We start from the raw sequence: 17,621 nt of genomic DNA, 5'->3' as shown, positions 1-17,621 counted from the left end.
TGGCTAGCGAAATGGCGTCTTCTACACTCCCCTGGCTGACTCTGTCGATCTTCGTCCCGATTGTCTTCGGGCTGCTGGTGCTGCTGACCGGCCGGGACGACAATCCGGGCCCCGCCCGGGTGCTGTCGCTGGTGGGGTCCATCGTCGGCCTGCTGGTGACGATCCCCCTGTACACGGGCTTCAATCCGAAGACGGCGGACATGCAGTTCGTCGAGAACACCCCGTGGATCGAGGCCTTCAACCTGAACTACCACCTGGGCATCGACGGGATCTCGGTCTGGTTCGTGCTGCTGACGGCTTTCATCACCATTCTGGTGATCCTGGCCGGCTGGGAAGTCATCAAATCCCGCGTGGCGCAGTACAACGCCGCCTTCCTGATCCTGTCGGGACTGATGATCGGCGTCTTCAGCGCGCTGGACGGCATGCTGTTCTACGTGTTCTTCGAGGCCACCCTGATCCCGATGTACATCATCATCGGCGCCTGGGGCGGCCCCAATCGGGTCTATGCCGCGTTCAAGTTCTTCCTGTACACGCTGCTGGGCTCGTTGCTGACCCTGATCGCCTTCATCTACCTGTGGCATGCGGCCGGCGGTTCGTTCGACATCGCCACCTGGCATCAGCTGCGCCTGAGCTACACCGAGCAGATGTTCGTCTTCATCGCGCTGTTCGCCGCGTTCGCCGTGAAGATTCCGATGTGGCCGATCCACACCTGGCTGCCCGATGCCCACGTGGAAGCCCCCACGGGCGGCTCCATCGTGCTGGCCGCCATCATGCTGAAGCTGGGCGCCTACGCATTCCTGCGGTTTTCGCTGCCGATCGCGCCCGACGCCTCCCATAGCCTGGCGGGCATGATGATCGCCCTGTCGCTGGTGGCGGTGATCTACATCGGCCTGGTCGCCATCGTCCAGGACGACATGAAGAAACTGGTGGCCTATTCGTCCGTGGCGCACATGGGCTTCGTCACCTTGGGCTTTTTCGTCTTCAACGTCACCGGCCTGGAAGGCGCCATCATTCAGATGATCTCGCACGGCTTCGTGTCGGGCGCCATGTTCATGTGCATCGGCGTCATGTACGACCGCCTGCACACGCGCCGCATCGACGCCTACGGCGGGATCATCAACCGCATGCCGCGTTTCGTCACTTTCTTCGTGCTGTTTTCCATGGCCAATGCCGGCTTGCCGGGCACCAGCGGTTTCGTGGGTGAATTCACCGTGATCCTGGGCGCCGTGCAACACAACTTCTGGATCGGTCTGCTGGCGGCGTCCGCCCTGATCTGGGGCGCGGGCTATTCGCTCTGGATGGTCAAGCGGGTCGCCTTCGGCCCGGTGGCCAACGAGCAGGTGGACGGCATGAAGGACATCAACAGCCGGGAATTCCTGATCCTGGGCCTGCTGGCGCTCTTCACCCTGTTCATGGGGATCTACCCCAGCTTCTTCACCGATCTGATGCACCCGTCCGTGCAGGCGTTGCTGGATCACGTCGCTCAATCGAAACTGTAGACCGGAATCACGATGCAAAATCTTTTCGACTTCGCGCTGGCGACCCCCGAGATCGTGCTGCTGGTATTGACCGGGGCCGTGCTGCTGATCGATGCCTTCGGTAATGAACCCCAGCGGCGCATGACCTTCATGCTGACCATGGGCACTTTGCTGGTGGCGGTGCTGGTGTCCTGGGGACAGTGGGGAGAAGGCGTGCAGGGGCGCACCTTCAGCGGCCTGTACGTGACCGATTCCCTGGCTCACTTCCTGAAGATCCTGTCGGCCATCGCCGTGGCGGTCACGCTGATCTACGGCCGCGCCTATGCGGAAAAACGCGACATGATGGCGCGCGGCGGGGAACTCTATTCCCTGGCCCTGCTGATGCTGCTGGGTGAATTCGTCATGATCTCGGCCGGCAGCATGCTGACCGTGTACCTGGGCGTGGAACTGATGTCCTTCGCCCTGTATGCGCTGGTGGCCCTGCGCCGCGATCACCTGCCGGCCACCGAGGCCGCCATGAAGTACTACGTGCTGGGCTGTCTGGCTTCCGGCATCCTGCTGTACGGCATGTCCATGATCTATGGCGCCACCGGCCAGCTGGGCCTGGCGGAAATCGCCCAGGTCATCCGCGACGGCGGCGCGCAGCGCCTGCCGCTGGTGTTCGGCGTGGTGTTCATCGTCTCCGGCCTGGCGTTCAAGCTGACCGCCGCCCCCTTCCACATGTGGACGCCCGACGTCTACCAGGGCGCGCCGACCACGGTCACGCTGCTGGTGGGGGCCGCGCCGAAATTCGCCGCCTTCGCCATCACCCTGCGCCTGCTGATCGAAGCCCTGCACGGCATCGCCATCGACTGGCAGCCCATGCTGCTGATCATGGCGGCCCTGTCGCTGGCCATCGGCAACATCGTGGCCATCGCCCAGACCAACTTCAAGCGCATGCTGGCGTATTCGACGATTTCGCACATGGGCTTCGTCTTCCTGGGCCTGCTGTCGGGCGTCTTCGAGGGCCAGGCGGGCGCCAGCTCGGCCGCCTATGGCGCATCGCTGTTCTATATCGTCATCTATGTGCTGACGACGCTGTCCACCTTCGGCCTGATCATGCTGATGTCGCGCCAGGGCTTCGAGTGCGAGCAGATCGCCGACCTGAAGGGCCTGAACCGTCGCAACCCGCTGCTGGCCGGCGTGCTGATGCTGTCCATGTTCTCGCTGGCGGGCATTCCGCCGCTGTCCGGCTTCTACGCCAAGCTCGTGGTGTTGCAGGCCCTGGTGGGCGCGGGTCACGTGCCCCTGGCGGTGTTCGCCGTTCTGATGTCGGTGATCGGCGCCTTCTATTACCTGCGCGTGGTCAAGATGGCCTACTTCGACGAACCGGAAGACGGCGTCACCCTCAGCTCGGGCACGGCGGTCACGCGCGGCGTGATGTCCCTGAACGGCCTGCTGGTGATCGGCCTGGGCATTCTGCCGGGCGGCCTGATGGCCCTGTGCATCAACGTCATCCAGCAATCGCTGCATTTCTAAGGACCCGGGCGTCATGACCCTGATGCTTGCAGTCTGGCTGGTGATCCTGGGCGCGCTGGCGTTGGCCAATCTGCCTTTCCTGGTCGAGCGCCCTCTGGTTCCCTGGCCCTGGGGACAGGCTGTCCGATCTTTCGGGGGCCTGTCGCGCTGGGCCATCGGCCTGGGGTTTCTCGTCTTGCTGGCTGTCTGGTCCTGGGGCACGCTGCGGCTGGTAGGCGGCGCTTTTGGCGGCGTGGGCAGCATGCTGTTCGCGGTGAAACTGCTGCTCAGCATCGCTCTGGCGGCGTTGCTGCTCTATGTGCCGGGGCAGTTGGCTCGGGCGCGGGAATCCGCAGTGCCGGAGTCGGCGTCGAACCCGGCGGGCGTCGTCCCCGCATCTGGGGCAGGCCGATCCGGCGCCGCCCGGAAATCCGGGGCCGCCTCGGGCAAACCTTTCATCGACCGCTTCCTGGAAGTCCTGGTCGGCTATGCGCTGATCGGCACCCTGGGTTTCACGATGGAATTGGACCTGGGCAATGCCTTTCCCCAGGGCTGGGAATTCTATGCCGTGACGTTGGCGCTGTTCCTGGTGCTGGGCTATCCCGGCTTCGTCTGGCGGTACATGCTGCAGAGGCGCCGGCGCTAGTGCGCAGCCCGCGGCGGCGGCAATGCCTGCCGCCGGGCATTACGGCGCTGCGTGCCCGGCTGGTCCGGGTGAGGCCCTGACGGCGCTAACGATCCCACAGCACATCCGGACCGATGTCGGCCAGTGTCCGGCATCCGGTCAGGGTCATGGCCACTTCCAATTCCCCCCTTAGAACCTGAATCAGATGGGCCGCCGCAGGCGCGCCGCCCGCGGCCAGGGCGTGCAGCACGGGCCGTCCGATCAGCACGCCTTGCGCGCCCAGCGCCAGGGCCTTCAGAATGTCCGTGCCCCGCCGGATGCCGCCGTCCATCAGGATGGGGACGCGGCCATCGACGGCCTGCGCGACCCCCGGCAGCGCATCCAGCGTGGCGGGCAACGTATCCAGGCAGCGCCCCCCGTGGTTGGAGACGATCAGGCCATCGATGCCGTGGCCTATCGCCGCGCGGGCGTCGTCCGGATCCAGAATGCCTTTCAGCCACAGCCGCGTGCCGGGCAGTTGCGCGCGCAGCCAGGCGACGTCGTCCCAGGTCGGGGCCGCATCGAGCAGGCCGCTGTCAAAGAGCGGGCTGCCGCCGGGCAGCGTCGGCCGCGCTTTCGCCGGCGACAGACCGTCCAGATGGACGGAGCGAATATGGCTGGGCGGGTGGAAACCGCTGCGCTGTTCGGCGTTGCGCACCCCGTTGACCGGGGCGTCCACAGTCAGCACCAGGGCGCGGGCGCCGGCATCCACGGCGCGGCGGGCCAGCGCCAGCGTGTCTTCCCGGCGCGTCTGGGCATACAGCTGGAACCACAGATGCGGCGGGCCGGGCAGGGCGGCCAGGGTTTCGACGGGCGTGCCCGACTGGGCGCTGACGATAAACGGCGTGCCGGTGGCCGCCGCTGCCAATGCAGTGGCCTGTTCCGCGTCCGGGTGGACCAGGCCATGCCAGGCCATGGGCGCGATCAGGATGGGGTGCGCCAGGGCGTGCCCGTCCAGATCCAGTCGGGTGTGCGCCCCCGCCAGGGGCCGCAGCACACGGCTACGCAGGCGCACGCCGGCGTAGGCATCCCGGTTGGTGCGGACGGTGATTTCGTCCGCGCCGCCCGATTCCAGCCATGCCCAGGTGGCGGCGTCCAGCCGTTCACGGGCGAGATCGGCGTAGTCCTGGGCGCAGAGTGGCGGGGGAAGGGGCTGGGCGTTCATGAGGCTGGCGGTGTCCGGAAATTCTTGGGGTCGACGTATAGGATGGCTGGCGGAGCCGGGTGTTCGCTCGGGGACGGTGGCGCCATCCCTCCGGGGTCGTCGCCCGAAAGCGCCCCGGCTGGCGCGGGGCCGGGATCGTGGCCCGCGGTTCGGACGCGCGCTGCCTCGACTGGCGGGTAAAATGGCCGCGCATCGTTGCGGAGACCGGATTCATGGCACATATTATCTTGCAGGCGCCGCGCCTGCTGGCGGCGGACGTCGAACGGCTGGCGGCGGTCGCCTGCGCGGAAGGCGTGCAGGAACTGAACCCCACGGCGATCCGCCTGCTGAACGTGGACCCCTCCACGCGCGACGAGGTCATGCCCATGGCGCAGGCGGCTCATATGGATGCGGCCTGGCTGGACGCGATCCACCGGCTGGCCGACTGCAAGCTGCTGGCGATGGACATGGATTCCACGTTGATCAACATCGAGTGCATCGACGAGATCGCCGATGCCGTGGGCCGCAAGGCGGAGGTCGCGGCGATCACCGAGGCCAGCATGCGCGGCGAGCTCAAGGATTTTTCCGAGAGCCTGCGGCGTCGGGTCGCCTTGTTGAAGGGCGTGCCTGAATCGGCCCTGGAAGCCGTGTTCTCGCAGCGCCTGCGCCTGAATCCGGGCGCCGAGACGCTGATCGAAGCCGCCCGGTCGCATGGCCTGAAGACGCTGCTGGTGTCGGGCGGCTTCACGTTTTTCACCGAACGCCTGCGCCGGGGCCTGATGCTGGACCAGGCCCATGCCAATACCCTGGAAGTCGTCGACGGCGTGTTGACGGGCCAGGTGCTGGGCGACATCGTGGACGGCGCTGCCAAGGCCCGTCACGTGCAGGCTCTGGCGCAGTCGCTGGGCGCGACGCCGGAACAGATCATCGTGATGGGCGACGGATCCAACGACTTGCCGATGATGGCGCAGGCCCATTATTCGGTCGCCTACCGCGCCAAGCCCGTGGTGCGCGCCCAGGCGCGCTTCGCGCTGGACGTCAGCCCCCTGGACGCCGTGCTGAACTGGTTCCGGCGGCAGCACTAGGGATGGCGCCTGGGCGGCTCAGGGCTCGGCCCACAGGCGCAGCAGGTTGTGATACACGCCGGTCAGCTGGCTGACGGTATCGGCGTCGGCGCCGGACTGGATCAGGCGCTGGATGGCGACGTCCTGCTGCAGCAACAGGGCGCGGCGCCCGTCGTCGCGCACCAGGCTCTGGGTCCAGAAAAAAGATCCGTAGCGCACGCCCCGCGTGACCGGGGTGACGCGGTGCAGGCTGGTGCCGGGGTAAACCACGGCCTGGCCGGCGGGCAGCTTCACGCGCTGCTCCCCATAGGTGTCCTGAATGATCAGTTCGCCGCCGTCGTATTCGTCCGGATCGCTGAAGAATACGGTGGTGGAGATGTCCGTGCGCAGCAGGCAGGACGCGGGGGCGGCTGCGTGCATGGCCTGGCTGGCGGCAGGCCGGGCCTGGGCCGGATCTGCCGGCGCGACGCCCGGCACGCGAAAGAACGCATTGTCGATATGGAAGCCGTAGTGCTCGCCGCCTTCGTAACGGTTGAAGCGGGGCGGCAGGATGTGTGCGGGCAGGGCGGCGGACTGGAACACCGGGTGCCGCCGCAGGGCCTGGGTAATCAGGTCGCCGATCTGCCGGCCGATGGGGTTGTCCAACGCCAACTGGCGGTTGTTCTTGAGATCGACCGCGACGTGGCCCGCCGTCGCACGGCCATCCGTCCAGTCGGCGGATTCCAGAGCTTGACGGCATTGCCGTATGTGTTCGGCGCTCAGCAGGTCGGGAATCGTGATCAGCATGAGGATGTCCAGTTCCAGTGCGGATCCAGATGGGTGCGCAACCAGGCCTTGGCTTTTTCCAGGAACGCGGGCGTGGCCGTTTCGGGGATTTTTCGCAGCCATGCCAGCGCGGCATCCGTATCGCCCTGCGCCAGCAGCAGGCGCGCGCAGTTGAACTGTCCCCGGAAATCGCCGCCTGTCGCCGCCTGCCGGTACCAGTCCAGCGCCCGGCTTTCATCCTGGTCGACCACCCAGCCGTCTTCGTGGAAGCTGCCGATCATGTTCATGGATTTGGCGTGTCCCAGCGCGGCGGCTTTGCGAAACCAGCTCAGCGCGGCGGAACGATCGGTGGCGATGCCCTGGCCCAGAGAGAGCGCGGTGGCGTAGTTGTACATGCCCCAGTCCAGGCCGCCGATAGCCGCCAGACGGAACCAGTAGGCCGCCATGAAGGCGTTCTGCGGCACGCCCCAGCCATGGGTGTGGCACTGGCCCAGCATGTTCAGGGCCATGGGGTCGCCATGGCGGCTGGCATGCTCGAACCACTGGACGGCCTGCGCGGGATCGCAGGCGACGCCCCGGCCGTCCAGCAGCCACTGGCCGTAGATCAGTTGCGCCTGGACGACGCCGCCCTCGGCCGCGGCCTTCAGCGTGGCGGCCGCGTGCTCGGGCGGGCCGGCCAGGATGCGTTGCAATTCGGCGGCCAGCCGATCGAGCCGGATGTGGTTGATGGCGTGACTATCCAGCGCAACAGCCGAAGGCGGCATGCCTTCGGCTGTGCGCTGCGCGGGCTGCGCGCTGTGTTTCATCAGAAGTGCAGGTTCAGCGTGGCGACCGCCGAGCGTCCCGGAGCGATGGACGCGTAGTGCGAAGCGTAGGCCTTGTCGTAGTAGGTCTTGTTGAACAGATTGTTCACGTTGATCTGCAGGTCGACGGTCTTGTTGAACTTGTAGCCGGCCATGGCGTCGAAGCGCCAGTAGGACGGGATGCTGATGGTGTTGGCCTCGTTGCCGTACTGCTTGTCCACGTAATAGGCGCCGACGCCGGCCGTGAACTTGGGCGTGAAGGCGTAGGTGTTCCACAGGCTGAAACTGCTCTCAGGCGTGTTGGGGAAGACCTTGCCTTCGTTCGATGCGGCGCCGGTCTTGCCGTCGTCTCCGATGCGGCTCTTCAGGTAGGTGTAGCCGCCGTATACCTGCCACTGGGGCGTGATGCTGCCTGAAAAGCCCAGCTCGATGCCATCGACATGCTTGTCACCGGCCATTGTGTAGAGGCCGTTTGCGTCGGTTATCCGCGCATTGGTGGTTTCGACCCGGAAGAGTGCGGCGGTCAGGCCCAGGCGTCCATCCAGCACGTCCCATTTGGTGCCCAGTTCCATCGTGCGGTTCTTTTCCGGAGCCGTGTCGGCGGCATTCAGCGGGGTACGGCCGCCGGGAACGACAGAGTTCCCGCTGCCTTCGTTCAAACCTGCGCCTGCAGGCGTGGAAGAAGTGCCGTAGGAGAGGTAGATGCTGCCGTTTTCCGCCGGCTTGTATACCAGTCCCAATTGATAGTTGACCAGCGTATCCTGGCGATCGATGCTGTCGCCGGCGAACTGGTCGACGCGCGTGGCGTAGTTGTCCAGGCGGAGTCCGAGCGTGGTTTGCCAGCGCTCGTTGAGTTCTATGGTATCGAAGCCGTAGATCGATTTTGTCAGGGTGCGTGTGTAGGTGGGCTTTCCGATTGGGCCGCCGCTGCCTGTATTGACCCAGGGGTCGCTGGGGTTGGGATTGTAGAGGCTGGTGCACGTGTAGTTCCCCGCCGCGCCGACGCCTGCCGGGCAGTTGTTCTTGCCGCGGTTGATATCCAGGCTGTCCTTGCGCCCATCTTCCACCGACAGCTCGATCCCCGTCAGGAAGCGGTGCTTCAATTGCCCCGTGCGGAATTCGCCCAACAGTTCCGTCTGGTTGGCCCAGGTGCTGACGCGGCTGTCGCGGGTATTGGCGCGGCGCCAGACCATGCCGTTGTTGACGTTGCCCTTGCTGTCGTCCGGTTGGGTCACGACGTAGCGTTGCGTTCCCCTCGTGTAGCGGGTCTGGTTGCGCAAAGTCAGTCGGTCGCTGAAGTCATGCTCGATGCGCAGTGTGCCCATGTCATTGCGGGTGCGGCGGTAGTCGCTGTCCAGACCGTAGAAGTTGTCGCGGTCCACGTCGACGGGCGTCCGGTGGAACTTGGGGTCCTTCGAGTAGGTATACGGAATGCCGCTGTCCGGCGTGTCGTCCGATTCCATGTGGAAGTAGCTCAGCGTGACCCGCGTGGGGGTGCCCAGGCCAAAGGAGATCGTCGGCGCCACGCCCCAGCGCTTGTAGTCCACGGCGTCGCGGCCATCTACGTCCTGGCTGTGGTTCATGGCATTCAGGCGGAAAGCGGTGGTTTCGCCCAACTGCCAGTTGCTGTCCACGGTCTGGCGGAAGTATTTTGCGGTGCCCGCGCCCACCGACACGTCGGTGAAGTCGCGCAGTTTGGCGGTCTTGCTGATCAGGTCGATGCTGCCGCCCGCACCGCCCCGGCCTGCATAGGCGCCGTCCGCGCCCTTGATGACTTCCACCTGTTCCAGGTTGAAGACTTCGCGGGACGTGGCGCCGATGTCGCGCATGCCGTCAATGAAGGTGCTGGACTGGGCGTCATAGCCGCGGATGAAAGGGCGGTCACCCAGCGGGTTGCCGCCTTCGCCCGCACCGAAGGTGATGCCCGGGGAATTGCGCAGCACGTCGGTCAGGGTGGTGGCGGCCTGGCTCTGGATCAGCTCCTTCGGGATGATCTGCAGGGATTTGGCCGTGTCGAGCACCGGCGCCGTGAATTTATCGGATGCGGATTCCTTGACCAGGAAGGGTGCGGGGTTCTCGCCCTGGACCTTGATGGGGCTGAGCTGAGCCGGATCGGTATTCTGCGCCTGCGCTGCCTGAGGCAGCAGGAACAGGCCGGGGGTGGCCAGCGCCGTGGCCAGGCCGCCGGCCAGCTTGCCCGCCCGGGGCTCTAGAGTATCTTCCACGCAAATCTCCCTGTAATGATAAATATCATGAAAATCATTCTCAATTAGGAAAGTGATTCTAAACAAGAATCGTTCACAATTCAAATTGTGGAGAAATTTTGCAGGGATTGTGTCGGCGGGCGACCGCGCGGGCTGGCGGAGATGGTCTGTGGCCGCCGCGATGCGGCCGCCACAGACCGCTTACGCGGCCGCGCCGCCCAGGCGCTGCAGCAGCCCGCGCAGCTTCTGCACCCGGCCGGGCACGTCCACTGCGCCGCCGAAGGCGACTTTCAGGCGGTCGGGGCCGTTCAGGCGCACCTGGCGGTCCTGCTGCACCAGTTCGATGATGCGCAGGGGATCGACCTTGGGCTGGGCGGAGAACTGGATCGCGGCCTGGGATTCTCCGGCGTCGATCTTGATGACGTCCAGGGATTGCGCCAGCAGGCGCAGGCGGTGCAGGGACAGCAGCGTCTGACCGGCCTCGGGCAGCTTGCCGTAGCGATCGATCAGTTCTTCCTGGATCAGCGTCAGGGTGTCGGCATCGGCGGCGTGCGCCAGGCGCTTGTACAGCCCCAGGCGGGCCTGCACGTCGGCGCAGTAGTCCGAGGGCAGCAGGGCGGGGGCGTGCAGATTGATCTCGCATTGCGAGCCGAAAGGCGCGTCCAGGTCGGGTTCCTCTCCGGATTTCAGCGCCCGCACGGCGGCGGCCAGCATATCGTTGTACAGGGTGTAGCCGATTTCCTGGATGTTCCCGGACTGCGATTCGCCCAGCACTTCGCCGCTGCCGCGGATCTCCAGGTCGTGCATGGCCAGGAAGAATCCCGCGCCCAGTTCCTCCATGGACTGGATGGCCTCCAGCCGCTTCTTGGCATTGCTGGTGATGGCGTCCTCGCCGGGAGTCAGCAGGTAGGCATAGGCCTGGTGGTGGGACCGGCCCACCCGCCCGCGCAGCTGATGCAACTGGGCCAGGCCCAGTTTGTCGGCGCGGTGGATGATGATGGTGTTGGCCGAGGGGATGTCGATGCCGGTTTCGATGATGGTGGTGCACAGCAGGATGTTGCTGCGCTGCTGGTAGAAGCCTTTCATGACGTCTTCCAGCTCGCGCTCGCCCATCTGGCCGTGGGCCACGGCGATGCGGGCTTCGGGGACCAGCTCTTCCAGCCGCGCACGGCGGTTGCCGATGGTCTCCACCTCGTTGTGCAGGAAATAGACCTGCCCGCCGCGCTTGAGTTCGCGCAGGATGGCTTCGCGGATGGTGCTGCCGTCCTCGCGGCGCACGAAGGTCTTGATGGCCAGGCGTTTTTGCGGGGCGGTGGCGATGACGGAAAAATCGCGGATGCCTTCCAGCGACATGCCCAGGGTGCGCGGGATCGGCGTGGCCGTCAGGGTCAGCACGTCGACTTCGGCCCGCAGGGCCTTCAGGGCTTCCTTCTGGCGCACGCCGAAGCGGTGTTCCTCGTCGATGATGACCAGGCCCAGTTGCTTGTAGCGGATGTCCTTGGACAGGATCTTGTGGGTGCCGATGACGATGTCCACCGAGCCGTCGGCCAGGCCTTCGATGGCCTTGGCGGTTTCCTTGCTGGTCCGGAAACGCGACAGCTCGGCGATGCGCACCGGCCAGTCGGCGAAGCGCGTGGCGAAATTCTGCGCGTGCTGTTCGGCCAGCAGTGTCGTGGGGCACAGCAGCGCCACCTGGCGTCCGTTCATGGCGGCCAGGAAGGCCGCTCGCAGGGCGACTTCGGTCTTGCCGAAGCCCACATCGCCGCAGACCAGGCGGTCCATGGGCCGCCCGGACGTCATGTCCTGGATCACGGCGGTGATGGCGGCGGCCTGGTCGGGGGTTTCCTCGAAGCCGAAGCCTTCGGCGAAGGCCTGGTAGTCGCGGGCGGGGAACTGGAAGTGCAGGCCTTCGCGAGCCGCGCGCTTGGCATACAGAGCCAGCAGTTCGGCGGCGGTGTCGCGGGCCTGGCGGGCGGCCTTGCGGCGGGCCTTTTCCCATTGGCCGGAGCCCAGCGGATGCAGCGGCGCCTGGTCCGGATCGGCGCCGCTGTAGCGGGCGATCAGGTGCAACTGCGACACGGGCACATACAGGGTGGCGTCGCGGGCGTATTCCAGGTGCAGCAGTTCGATGGGGCCGTCGCCCAGGTCCATGCTGACCAGGCCCCGGTAGCGGCCGATGCCGTGTTGCACGTGCACCACCGGGTCTCCCACGTGCAGCTCGGCCAGGTCGCGCACCATGGCGTCGATATCGCTGTGCTGCTCGAGACGTCGCCGGCGGCTGCGGGCGGGACGGGCGGCCTGGGCGGGATAGAGGTCGTTTTCCGTCAGGATGGCCAGGCCGGCCGGGGGCATCAGGAAGCCGCCGGTCAGGGGCGCGACGATCAGGGAAAAACGGGCCTTGCTGTCCAGGTAGTCCTGCCAGGTATCGAAGGCCGCGTCGGGTTTGAGGCGGTAGTCGCCCAGCAGCTCGGTGATGGTTTCGCGCCGGCCGGCGGAATCCACGCAGATGGCGGTGCGCAGCGGGCTGCTGTCCAGGTGGCGTCGCAGGCCGGCCAGGGGGTCTTCGGCCCGACGGTTGACGGCGACGTCCGGGCAGGCGGCGAAATCCGGGTGGGTCTGGTCGTGGACCAGGGCCAGGCGCGCCAGTTCGCGCAGCCGGGCGTGAAAGCCCTCGTCGTCCAGGAACAGCATGTCCAGGGGCAGCACGGGCCGTTCAGGGTCGGACTTCAGGAACTGCCAGCGGTTGTGCGCGTCCTGGGTGAAGCGGCCGATGGCGGCGGACGCATCGCCCAGCGTCACGGCCAGGGTGTCTTCCGGCAGATAATCGAACAGGGTCGCGGTGTGCTCGAAGAACAGCGGCAGATAGTATTCGATCCCGGCAAAGGCCATGCCGTTGCCGATGTCCTTGTACGGCAGCGCCCGCGACGGGTCGCCCTCGAAGATTTCCCGGAAGCGGGCCCGGAAGCGGTTGCGGGCGGCCTCGTCCATGGGGAATTCGCGGCCGGGCAGCAGCTCGATCTCGCGCACCGGATACAGGCTGCGCTGGGTGTCGATGTCGAAGCTGCGGATCGATTCGATCTCGCGGTCGAACAGATCGAGGCGGTAGGGCAGGGCCGAACCCATGGGGAACAGGTCGATCAGGCCGCCGCGGATGCAGAACTCGCCGGGGGCGCTGACCTGAGTGACGTGGCTGTAGTTGGCCAGGGTCAGCTGCGCCCGCAGCCGTTCTTCGTCCAGGGTATCGCCCTGGCGGAACTGGAAGGTATAGGCAGCCAGAAATTCCGGGGGCGCCAGGCGCACCAGGGCTGTCGTGACCGGGACGACCAGCACGTCCACGGCGCTCTGGCCCAGGGCGTGCAGGGTGCGCAAGCGCTCGGAAATCAGATCCTGGTGCGGGGAGAAACTGTCGTAGGGCAGGGTTTCCCAATCGGGCAGGAATCGCACCCGCAGGTCGGGGTCGAACAGGGTGATTTCATCGGCCAGGCGCTGGGCCGCCAGGGGGTCGGCGCAGAATGCCGCCAGCGGGCGCCCGGCCTGCCGGGCCAGCGCGGCCAGCCACAGCGCGTCCCCGGATCCCGGCGGGCGCGGCTGCGCGTAGCGCTGGCCGGGTCTCAGGGCGGTCAGCGTCGCCGGCAGGGTGGGCAGAGCGGGGGTTGCGGTGCGGGTGGAGAGGTCGGGCATCAGGACTTTCGTTTGTTCTTCAGGCTGTGTTTGGTCTTGGCCAGCACGCGGCTGGCCTGATCGCCGCGGCGCAGGGCGACGCCCAGCGCCAGCACGTCGATGATGGTCAGGTGCGCCAGGCGCGAGATCATCGGGCTGTAGAGTTCGGTGTCTTCCTGGGTGTCGGCGCGCAGCAGGATGGCGGACAGCCGGGCCAGTGGCGAGCCCGACGCGGTGATGGCGATGATGGGGCAGCCGTTGCCGTGGGCCAGGGCGACGGCATCCAGCAGTTCGCGTGAACGCCCGGAATGCGAAATCGCCACCAGCGCGTCCCGGGGGCCCAGCAGCGAGGCCGCCATGCTTTGCGTGTGGCTGTCGGCATAGGCGGCCACCGCCAGGTCGAAACGGAAGAACTTGTACTGGGCGTCGGTCGCGACGATCCCCGAATTGCCGATGCCGTAGAACTCGATGCGTCGGGCCGCCGTCAGCCGGTCGATGGCGGCTTCGACCTGGACGGGATCCAGGCCGTTGCGCACGCGCAGCAGGGCCGACACGGCATTGTCGAAGACCTTGCCGGTCAGCGCGGGCACGCCGTCGCCGGGCGCGAGCGCCGAATGGACGTAAGGCACGCCGCTGATCTGGCTGGCCGCCAGCTGGACCTTGAAGGCCGGCCAGCCGGCGTAGCCCAGGGCGCGGCACAGCCGGATCACGGTGGGTTCGCTGACTTCGGCAGCCTGGGCCAGGTCGCTGATCGCCATGCGCGAAGTATCGCCCGGCCGGGCGATGACCAGGCGGGCGACGCGGGCGGCGGCGCGGCTCAGGTGCGGCAGGCGGCTGCGCAGCTCGGGCAGAATGGGGGTGCTCATGAGGGGCTTAGTATAAAGGCCGCGTGGCGCGCATGGCATCGGCCGTGGGGGGCTGATATCATCCCGCAAGCCTCTCGTCCGTCTGCGCCAGGATGCCTGGGGTCATCCGGCGGGACGTGATCCGACGCTGCCTGCCTCCAGGGGACACCTCTTTTTCAATGGCCGATATCATCCGTAAAAATGCCGCGCCCAGGGCCACGATCGCCGACGTCGCCCGTCATGCCGGGGTCTCGAAAGCCACGGTATCCCGATTCCTGAACCATCGGGACACGCTGCTGTCGCCCGAGATCTCCGGGCGGGTTGCCGCTGCGGTGGACGCCTTGTCGTATACCCCGAGCCCGATGGCGCAGGCCCTGAAGCGGGGGCGGTCCCGTCTGGTGGGGCTGGTCGTGGCCGACATCACCAATCCGTACTCGGTCGCAGTCCTGAGCGGCGCGGAGCAGGCCTGCCGCCGGGCGGGGTTCCTGATGATGCTGTTCAACCTGGGCAATGACCGCGAACGCGAAAGCGTCGGTCTGCGGATTTTGTCCAGCTACCAGGTCGAAGGCTTCATCCTGAACACGATGGGCCTGGAACGCGAGGCCGTGGTGACGCAGGCGCTTGCCGGGCGTCCGGTGGTGCTGGTGGATCGCCTGCGGCAGGGCATGGATGCCGATTTCGTATCCCTGGACAATCAACAGGCCATCGGCATGTGCGTCCAGCATCTGACGCAGGCCGGGTATGGGGAGTTCCTGCTGGTGACCGAGCCGCTCGATGGGGTCAGCTCCCGGCTGGAACGTCTCGCCGCCTTCGAATCCCGGCAAGGCGCCCAGGGACAATGGATGGAAGCGCGCCCCGGCGATCATGCCGGCCTGGTCGATGCCTTGCGTGCGCTTCGCCGCGCCGCCCGGCGCCCGCCGGCGCTGATCGCCGGCAATGCGGTGGTCACCATGCGGATTGTCGCGGCGGTGGCGGAGCTGGGCTGGACGCTGGGGCGGGACATCGGCCTGGTGGGCATCGACGACACGCAATGGGCGCCCTACGTGGGGCCGGGCATCAGCGCCGTCGCGCAGCCCACGGATGCCTTGGGCGCGCTGGCGGCCCAATGCCTGATCGAACGCATGGCGGGGCTGGATGCGCCTGCCCGCGCCATCCGCTTGCCGGGCGTCCTGGTGGCGCGGGGCTCCACGCAGCTAGGGTAATTCCTGATTTTCCTCGATGTAGGGCTTGCCTAGTATGTTGAAACCGGTTTCAATAGCGTCCGGATATTGTTTTCCCGGCACCTCATGAATTACACCTTTCAGTTCGGCCCCGTGTTCGAGGCCTGGCCTTTGCTGCTCCACGGCACCTGGATGACGATCCAGCTGTCCGCGTTGGCCATGCTGTTCGGCGGCGTGGTGGCGGTCCTGTGCGCCTGGGGAAAGACGGCCGGCCCGGCGCCGGTCCGCGCCCTGATCCAGGTGTACATCGAATTGATCCGCAATACACCGTTCCTGGTGCAGCTGTTCTTTTTCTTTTTCGCGCTGCCGGCCATCGGCGTGCGCTGGTCGCCCTACATGGCGGCGCTGGTGGCCATGACCGTCAATCTGGGGGCCTATGCCACGGAAATCGTCCGCGCCGGCATCGAAGCCATTCCCAGGGGCCAGATCGAAGCCGGTCTTGCCCTGAATCTGTCGCGCGTCGAGATCTTCCGCTTCGTCATCCTCAAGCCCGCCCTGCGCGCCATCTATCCGGCGCTGACCAGCCAGTTCATCCTGCTGATGCTGGCCTCCAGCGTGGTGTCGGTGATTTCGGCCGATGACCTGACCTCGGTGGCGGCGACGCTGCAGTCCGAAACCTTCCGCAGCTTCGAGATCTACATCGTGATCACGGTGATCTACCTGCTGCTGACCTTGTTCTTCTCTTATGTGTTTCACAGAATCCATCAGCGGTACCTGCATTATCCGGACGGTCGATCATGAGAACATTCGGGCTGTCTGACTTCTGGTACATCGTCTATGCCGCCCAATGGACGGTGCTGCTGTCGCTGACGGCATTCGCCGGCGGCGGGCTGGTCGGGCTGGCGGTGGCGCTGGCGCGCACCGGAACCAACCGGACGGCCCGTGCGCTGTCCATGGGCTTCATCCAGATTTTCCGGGGCACGCCGTTGTTGCTGCAGCTGTTCCTGGTGTTCTTCGGCGCCCCGGTGATCGGGTTCGACGTGGACCCCTGGACGGCCGCCGCCGTGGCCCTGGCGCTGAATGCCGGCGCCTTCCTGGGCGAGATCTGGCGCGGCTGCATCGAATCCGTCCCCCGGGGGCAGTGGGAAGCCGCCGCCGCGCTGGGCCTGAAATACCGCTATCTGCTGCGCGACGTGATCCTGCCGCAGGCCCTGAAGATCGCCGTCCCGCCGACCGTGGGTTACCTTGTGCAGGTCATCAAGGGGACGTCGCTCGCGGCCATCATCGGTTTCACCGAATTGACCCGGGCGGGGCAGATCGTCAACAACGCGACGTTCGAACCCATGATGGTGTTCTCGGTCGTGGCGGTCCTGTATTTCCTGTTGTGCTGGCCGCTGTCGCTGTTGGCGGGGCGGATGGAAAAGCGCCTGGCGATTTCCCTGGCGCGGGAATAGCACTTTCACTGTCGGGGCGCGCCGCGCCCCATCCTGGCTCAGGCCAACTTCACGGAGACATCCTATGTTCAAGCGTCATACCTTGCGCGGCATCCTGGGGACCACCCTGCTGGCCGCCTGCACGAGCCTGGTGGTCGGCCTGGCGCCGACGGCATCGGCCGAAACCATCGATCAGGTCAAGCAAAAAGGCGAGCTGACGGTCGGCATGCTGGTCGACTTTCCGCCCTACGGCATCATGAACAGCGACAATCAACCGGATGGCTATGATGCCGACGTCGCCAAGACCCTGGCCAAGGATCTGGGCGTCAAGGTCAAGATCGTGCCCGTCACCGGACCCAATCGCATCCCGTATCTGCTGACCGACAAGGTCGACATGCTGGTGGCCTCGTTGGCCATCACCCCCGAACGCGCCAAACAGGTGCAGTTCTCGCAGCCGTATTCCGCTGCCCAGATCGTGGTGTTCGGCGGCAAGGACCTGAAGGTGTCGGGCCCCGAAGGCTTGTCGGGCAAGCGGATCGGCGTGGCGCGCGCCAGCACCCAGGATATCGCTGTGACCAAGATCGCCCCCAAGGATGCGGAGATCCGTCGTTTCGATGACGATGCGTCGGCCATGCAGGCCTTGCTGTCGGGGCAGGTGGATGCCATCGGGTGTTCCACCACGGTGGCGGCCGGGATCGCCAAGCGGGCGCCGAATCGTTTCGACAACAAGTTCGTGCTGCTGCAGCAGGAAATGGCCGTGGCGATCCGTCCGGGCCAGCCTGAAACCCTGAAGGCCGTCAATGACGTGATCAGCCGCAACATCCAGAATGGCCAATTCAGCCAGTTCTACCAGAAATGGCTGGGCACCCCGCTGCCGGCACTGAAGTAATCCCGATTGAAAACC

At 66.2% G+C, this 17,621-nt stretch carries 14 protein-coding genes; 8 read left to right on the top strand and 6 right to left on the bottom strand.

The features are described 5' to 3' along the window. Window positions 1-11 precede the first annotated feature (11 nt). From WBG56_RS05710 to WBG56_RS05700, 3 genes are read left to right on the top strand one after another with little or no spacing between them, the layout of a single operon-like run. Entirely contained in the window at window positions 12-1,499 is a 1,488-nt protein-coding gene (locus WBG56_RS05710) for an NADH-quinone oxidoreductase subunit M (protein ID WP_424266136.1), read from the top strand. Between the two features lie 12 nt (window positions 1,500-1,511). Further along, window positions 1,512-2,996, top strand: coding sequence for an NADH-quinone oxidoreductase subunit NuoN (gene nuoN, locus WBG56_RS05705; protein WP_424266134.1), 1,485 nt, complete (start codon window positions 1,512-1,514; stop codon window positions 2,994-2,996). A gap of 13 nt (window positions 2,997-3,009) precedes the next feature. Then, window positions 3,010-3,621, top strand: coding sequence for a DUF2818 family protein (locus tag WBG56_RS05700; protein ID WP_424266132.1), 612 nt, complete (start codon window positions 3,010-3,012; stop codon window positions 3,619-3,621). An 85-nt stretch (window positions 3,622-3,706) separates the two neighbouring features. Here WBG56_RS05700 and WBG56_RS05695 read toward each other — a convergent pair whose 3' ends face one another. After that, a complete protein-coding gene (locus tag WBG56_RS05695) occupies window positions 3,707-4,804 on the bottom strand; it encodes an alpha-hydroxy acid oxidase (RefSeq protein WP_424266130.1) in 1,098 nt (365 codons plus the stop codon). 212 nt (window positions 4,805-5,016) lie between these two features. On the opposite strand from WBG56_RS05695, the gene serB reads away from it, so the two are divergent. Continuing rightward, window positions 5,017-5,868, top strand: a complete 852-nt coding sequence (gene serB, locus WBG56_RS05690) for a phosphoserine phosphatase SerB (protein ID WP_424266128.1) — start codon at window positions 5,017-5,019, stop codon at window positions 5,866-5,868. A gap of 18 nt (window positions 5,869-5,886) precedes the next feature. Here the strand turns inward: serB and WBG56_RS05685 are convergent, their stop codons facing one another. The 5 genes from WBG56_RS05685 to WBG56_RS05665 all read right to left on the bottom strand — a co-directional run bounded on the left by WBG56_RS05685 (window position 5,887) and on the right by WBG56_RS05665 (window position 14,145). Next, window positions 5,887-6,633, bottom strand: a complete 747-nt coding sequence (locus WBG56_RS05685; RefSeq protein ID WP_424266126.1) for a Fe2+-dependent dioxygenase — start codon at window positions 6,631-6,633, stop codon at window positions 5,887-5,889. Beyond that, window positions 6,627-7,340: a tetratricopeptide repeat protein gene (locus tag WBG56_RS05680; protein WP_424266355.1), complete on the bottom strand. Its 714-nt coding sequence runs from the start codon at window positions 7,338-7,340 to the stop codon at window positions 6,627-6,629. The genes WBG56_RS05685 and WBG56_RS05680 overlap by 7 nt, the downstream gene beginning before the upstream one ends. A gap of 77 nt (window positions 7,341-7,417) precedes the next feature. Next, the gene (locus WBG56_RS05675; protein WP_424266124.1) at window positions 7,418-9,640 is read right to left on the bottom strand and encodes a TonB-dependent receptor; all 2,223 of its coding nucleotides are present in this window, start codon (window positions 9,638-9,640) and stop codon (window positions 7,418-7,420) included. A 180-nt stretch (window positions 9,641-9,820) separates the two neighbouring features. Continuing rightward, entirely contained in the window at window positions 9,821-13,300 is a 3,480-nt protein-coding gene (gene mfd, locus WBG56_RS05670) for a transcription-repair coupling factor (protein WP_424266122.1), read from the bottom strand. Continuing rightward, complete coding sequence (locus tag WBG56_RS05665; protein ID WP_424266120.1) at window positions 13,300-14,145, bottom strand: SIS domain-containing protein; 846 nt, start codon at window positions 14,143-14,145, stop codon at window positions 13,300-13,302. Before WBG56_RS05665 ends, mfd begins: the two co-directional genes overlap by 1 nt. 158 nt (window positions 14,146-14,303) lie before the next feature. Between WBG56_RS05665 and WBG56_RS05660 the strand changes: the two genes are divergently transcribed. The 4 genes from WBG56_RS05660 (at window position 14,304) to WBG56_RS05645 (ending at window position 17,606) form a co-directional block, all read left to right on the top strand. Continuing rightward, complete coding sequence (locus WBG56_RS05660) at window positions 14,304-15,326, top strand: LacI family DNA-binding transcriptional regulator (protein WP_424266118.1); 1,023 nt, start codon at window positions 14,304-14,306, stop codon at window positions 15,324-15,326. An 84-nt stretch (window positions 15,327-15,410) separates the two neighbouring features. Beyond that, window positions 15,411-16,085, top strand: a complete 675-nt coding sequence (locus WBG56_RS05655; protein WP_424266116.1) for an amino acid ABC transporter permease — start codon at window positions 15,411-15,413, stop codon at window positions 16,083-16,085. Next, window positions 16,082-16,738, top strand: a complete 657-nt coding sequence (locus tag WBG56_RS05650) for an amino acid ABC transporter permease (protein WP_424266114.1) — start codon at window positions 16,082-16,084, stop codon at window positions 16,736-16,738. The genes WBG56_RS05655 and WBG56_RS05650 overlap by 4 nt, the downstream gene beginning before the upstream one ends. A gap of 64 nt (window positions 16,739-16,802) precedes the next feature. Next, the gene (locus WBG56_RS05645; protein WP_424266112.1) at window positions 16,803-17,606 is read left to right on the top strand and encodes a transporter substrate-binding domain-containing protein; all 804 of its coding nucleotides are present in this window, start codon (window positions 16,803-16,805) and stop codon (window positions 17,604-17,606) included. Window positions 17,607-17,621: the final 15 nt, after the last annotated feature.

The organism is Castellaniella sp. (genome assembly GCF_049671645.1).
Lineage (GTDB): Bacteria > Pseudomonadota > Gammaproteobacteria > Burkholderiales > Burkholderiaceae_B > Castellaniella.
This window is presented reverse-complemented; position numbering and strand designations above follow the sequence as displayed.

Bases quoted from the DNA above. Each gene is read 5' to 3' on its own strand.
- WBG56_RS05710 (WP_424266136.1), top strand. From the start codon at position 12: ATGGCGTCTTCTACACTCCCCTGGCTGACTCTGTCGATCTTCGTCCCG.
- nuoN (WP_424266134.1), top strand. From the start codon at position 1,512: ATGCAAAATCTTTTCGACTTCGCGCTGGCGACCCCCGAGATCGTGCTG.
- WBG56_RS05700 (WP_424266132.1), top strand. From the start codon at position 3,010: ATGACCCTGATGCTTGCAGTCTGGCTGGTGATCCTGGGCGCGCTGGCG.
- WBG56_RS05695 (WP_424266130.1), bottom strand. From the start codon at position 4,804: ATGAACGCCCAGCCCCTTCCCCCGCCACTCTGCGCCCAGGACTACGCC.
- serB (WP_424266128.1), top strand. From the start codon at position 5,017: ATGGCACATATTATCTTGCAGGCGCCGCGCCTGCTGGCGGCGGACGTC.
- WBG56_RS05685 (WP_424266126.1), bottom strand. From the start codon at position 6,633: ATGCTGATCACGATTCCCGACCTGCTGAGCGCCGAACACATACGGCAA.
- mfd (WP_424266122.1), bottom strand. From the start codon at position 13,300: ATGCCCGACCTCTCCACCCGCACCGCAACCCCCGCTCTGCCCACCCTG.
- WBG56_RS05665 (WP_424266120.1), bottom strand. From the start codon at position 14,145: ATGAGCACCCCCATTCTGCCCGAGCTGCGCAGCCGCCTGCCGCACCTG.
- WBG56_RS05660 (WP_424266118.1), top strand. From the start codon at position 14,304: ATGGCCGATATCATCCGTAAAAATGCCGCGCCCAGGGCCACGATCGCC.
- WBG56_RS05655 (WP_424266116.1), top strand. From the start codon at position 15,411: ATGAATTACACCTTTCAGTTCGGCCCCGTGTTCGAGGCCTGGCCTTTG.
- WBG56_RS05650 (WP_424266114.1), top strand. From the start codon at position 16,082: ATGAGAACATTCGGGCTGTCTGACTTCTGGTACATCGTCTATGCCGCC.
- WBG56_RS05645 (WP_424266112.1), top strand. From the start codon at position 16,803: ATGTTCAAGCGTCATACCTTGCGCGGCATCCTGGGGACCACCCTGCTG.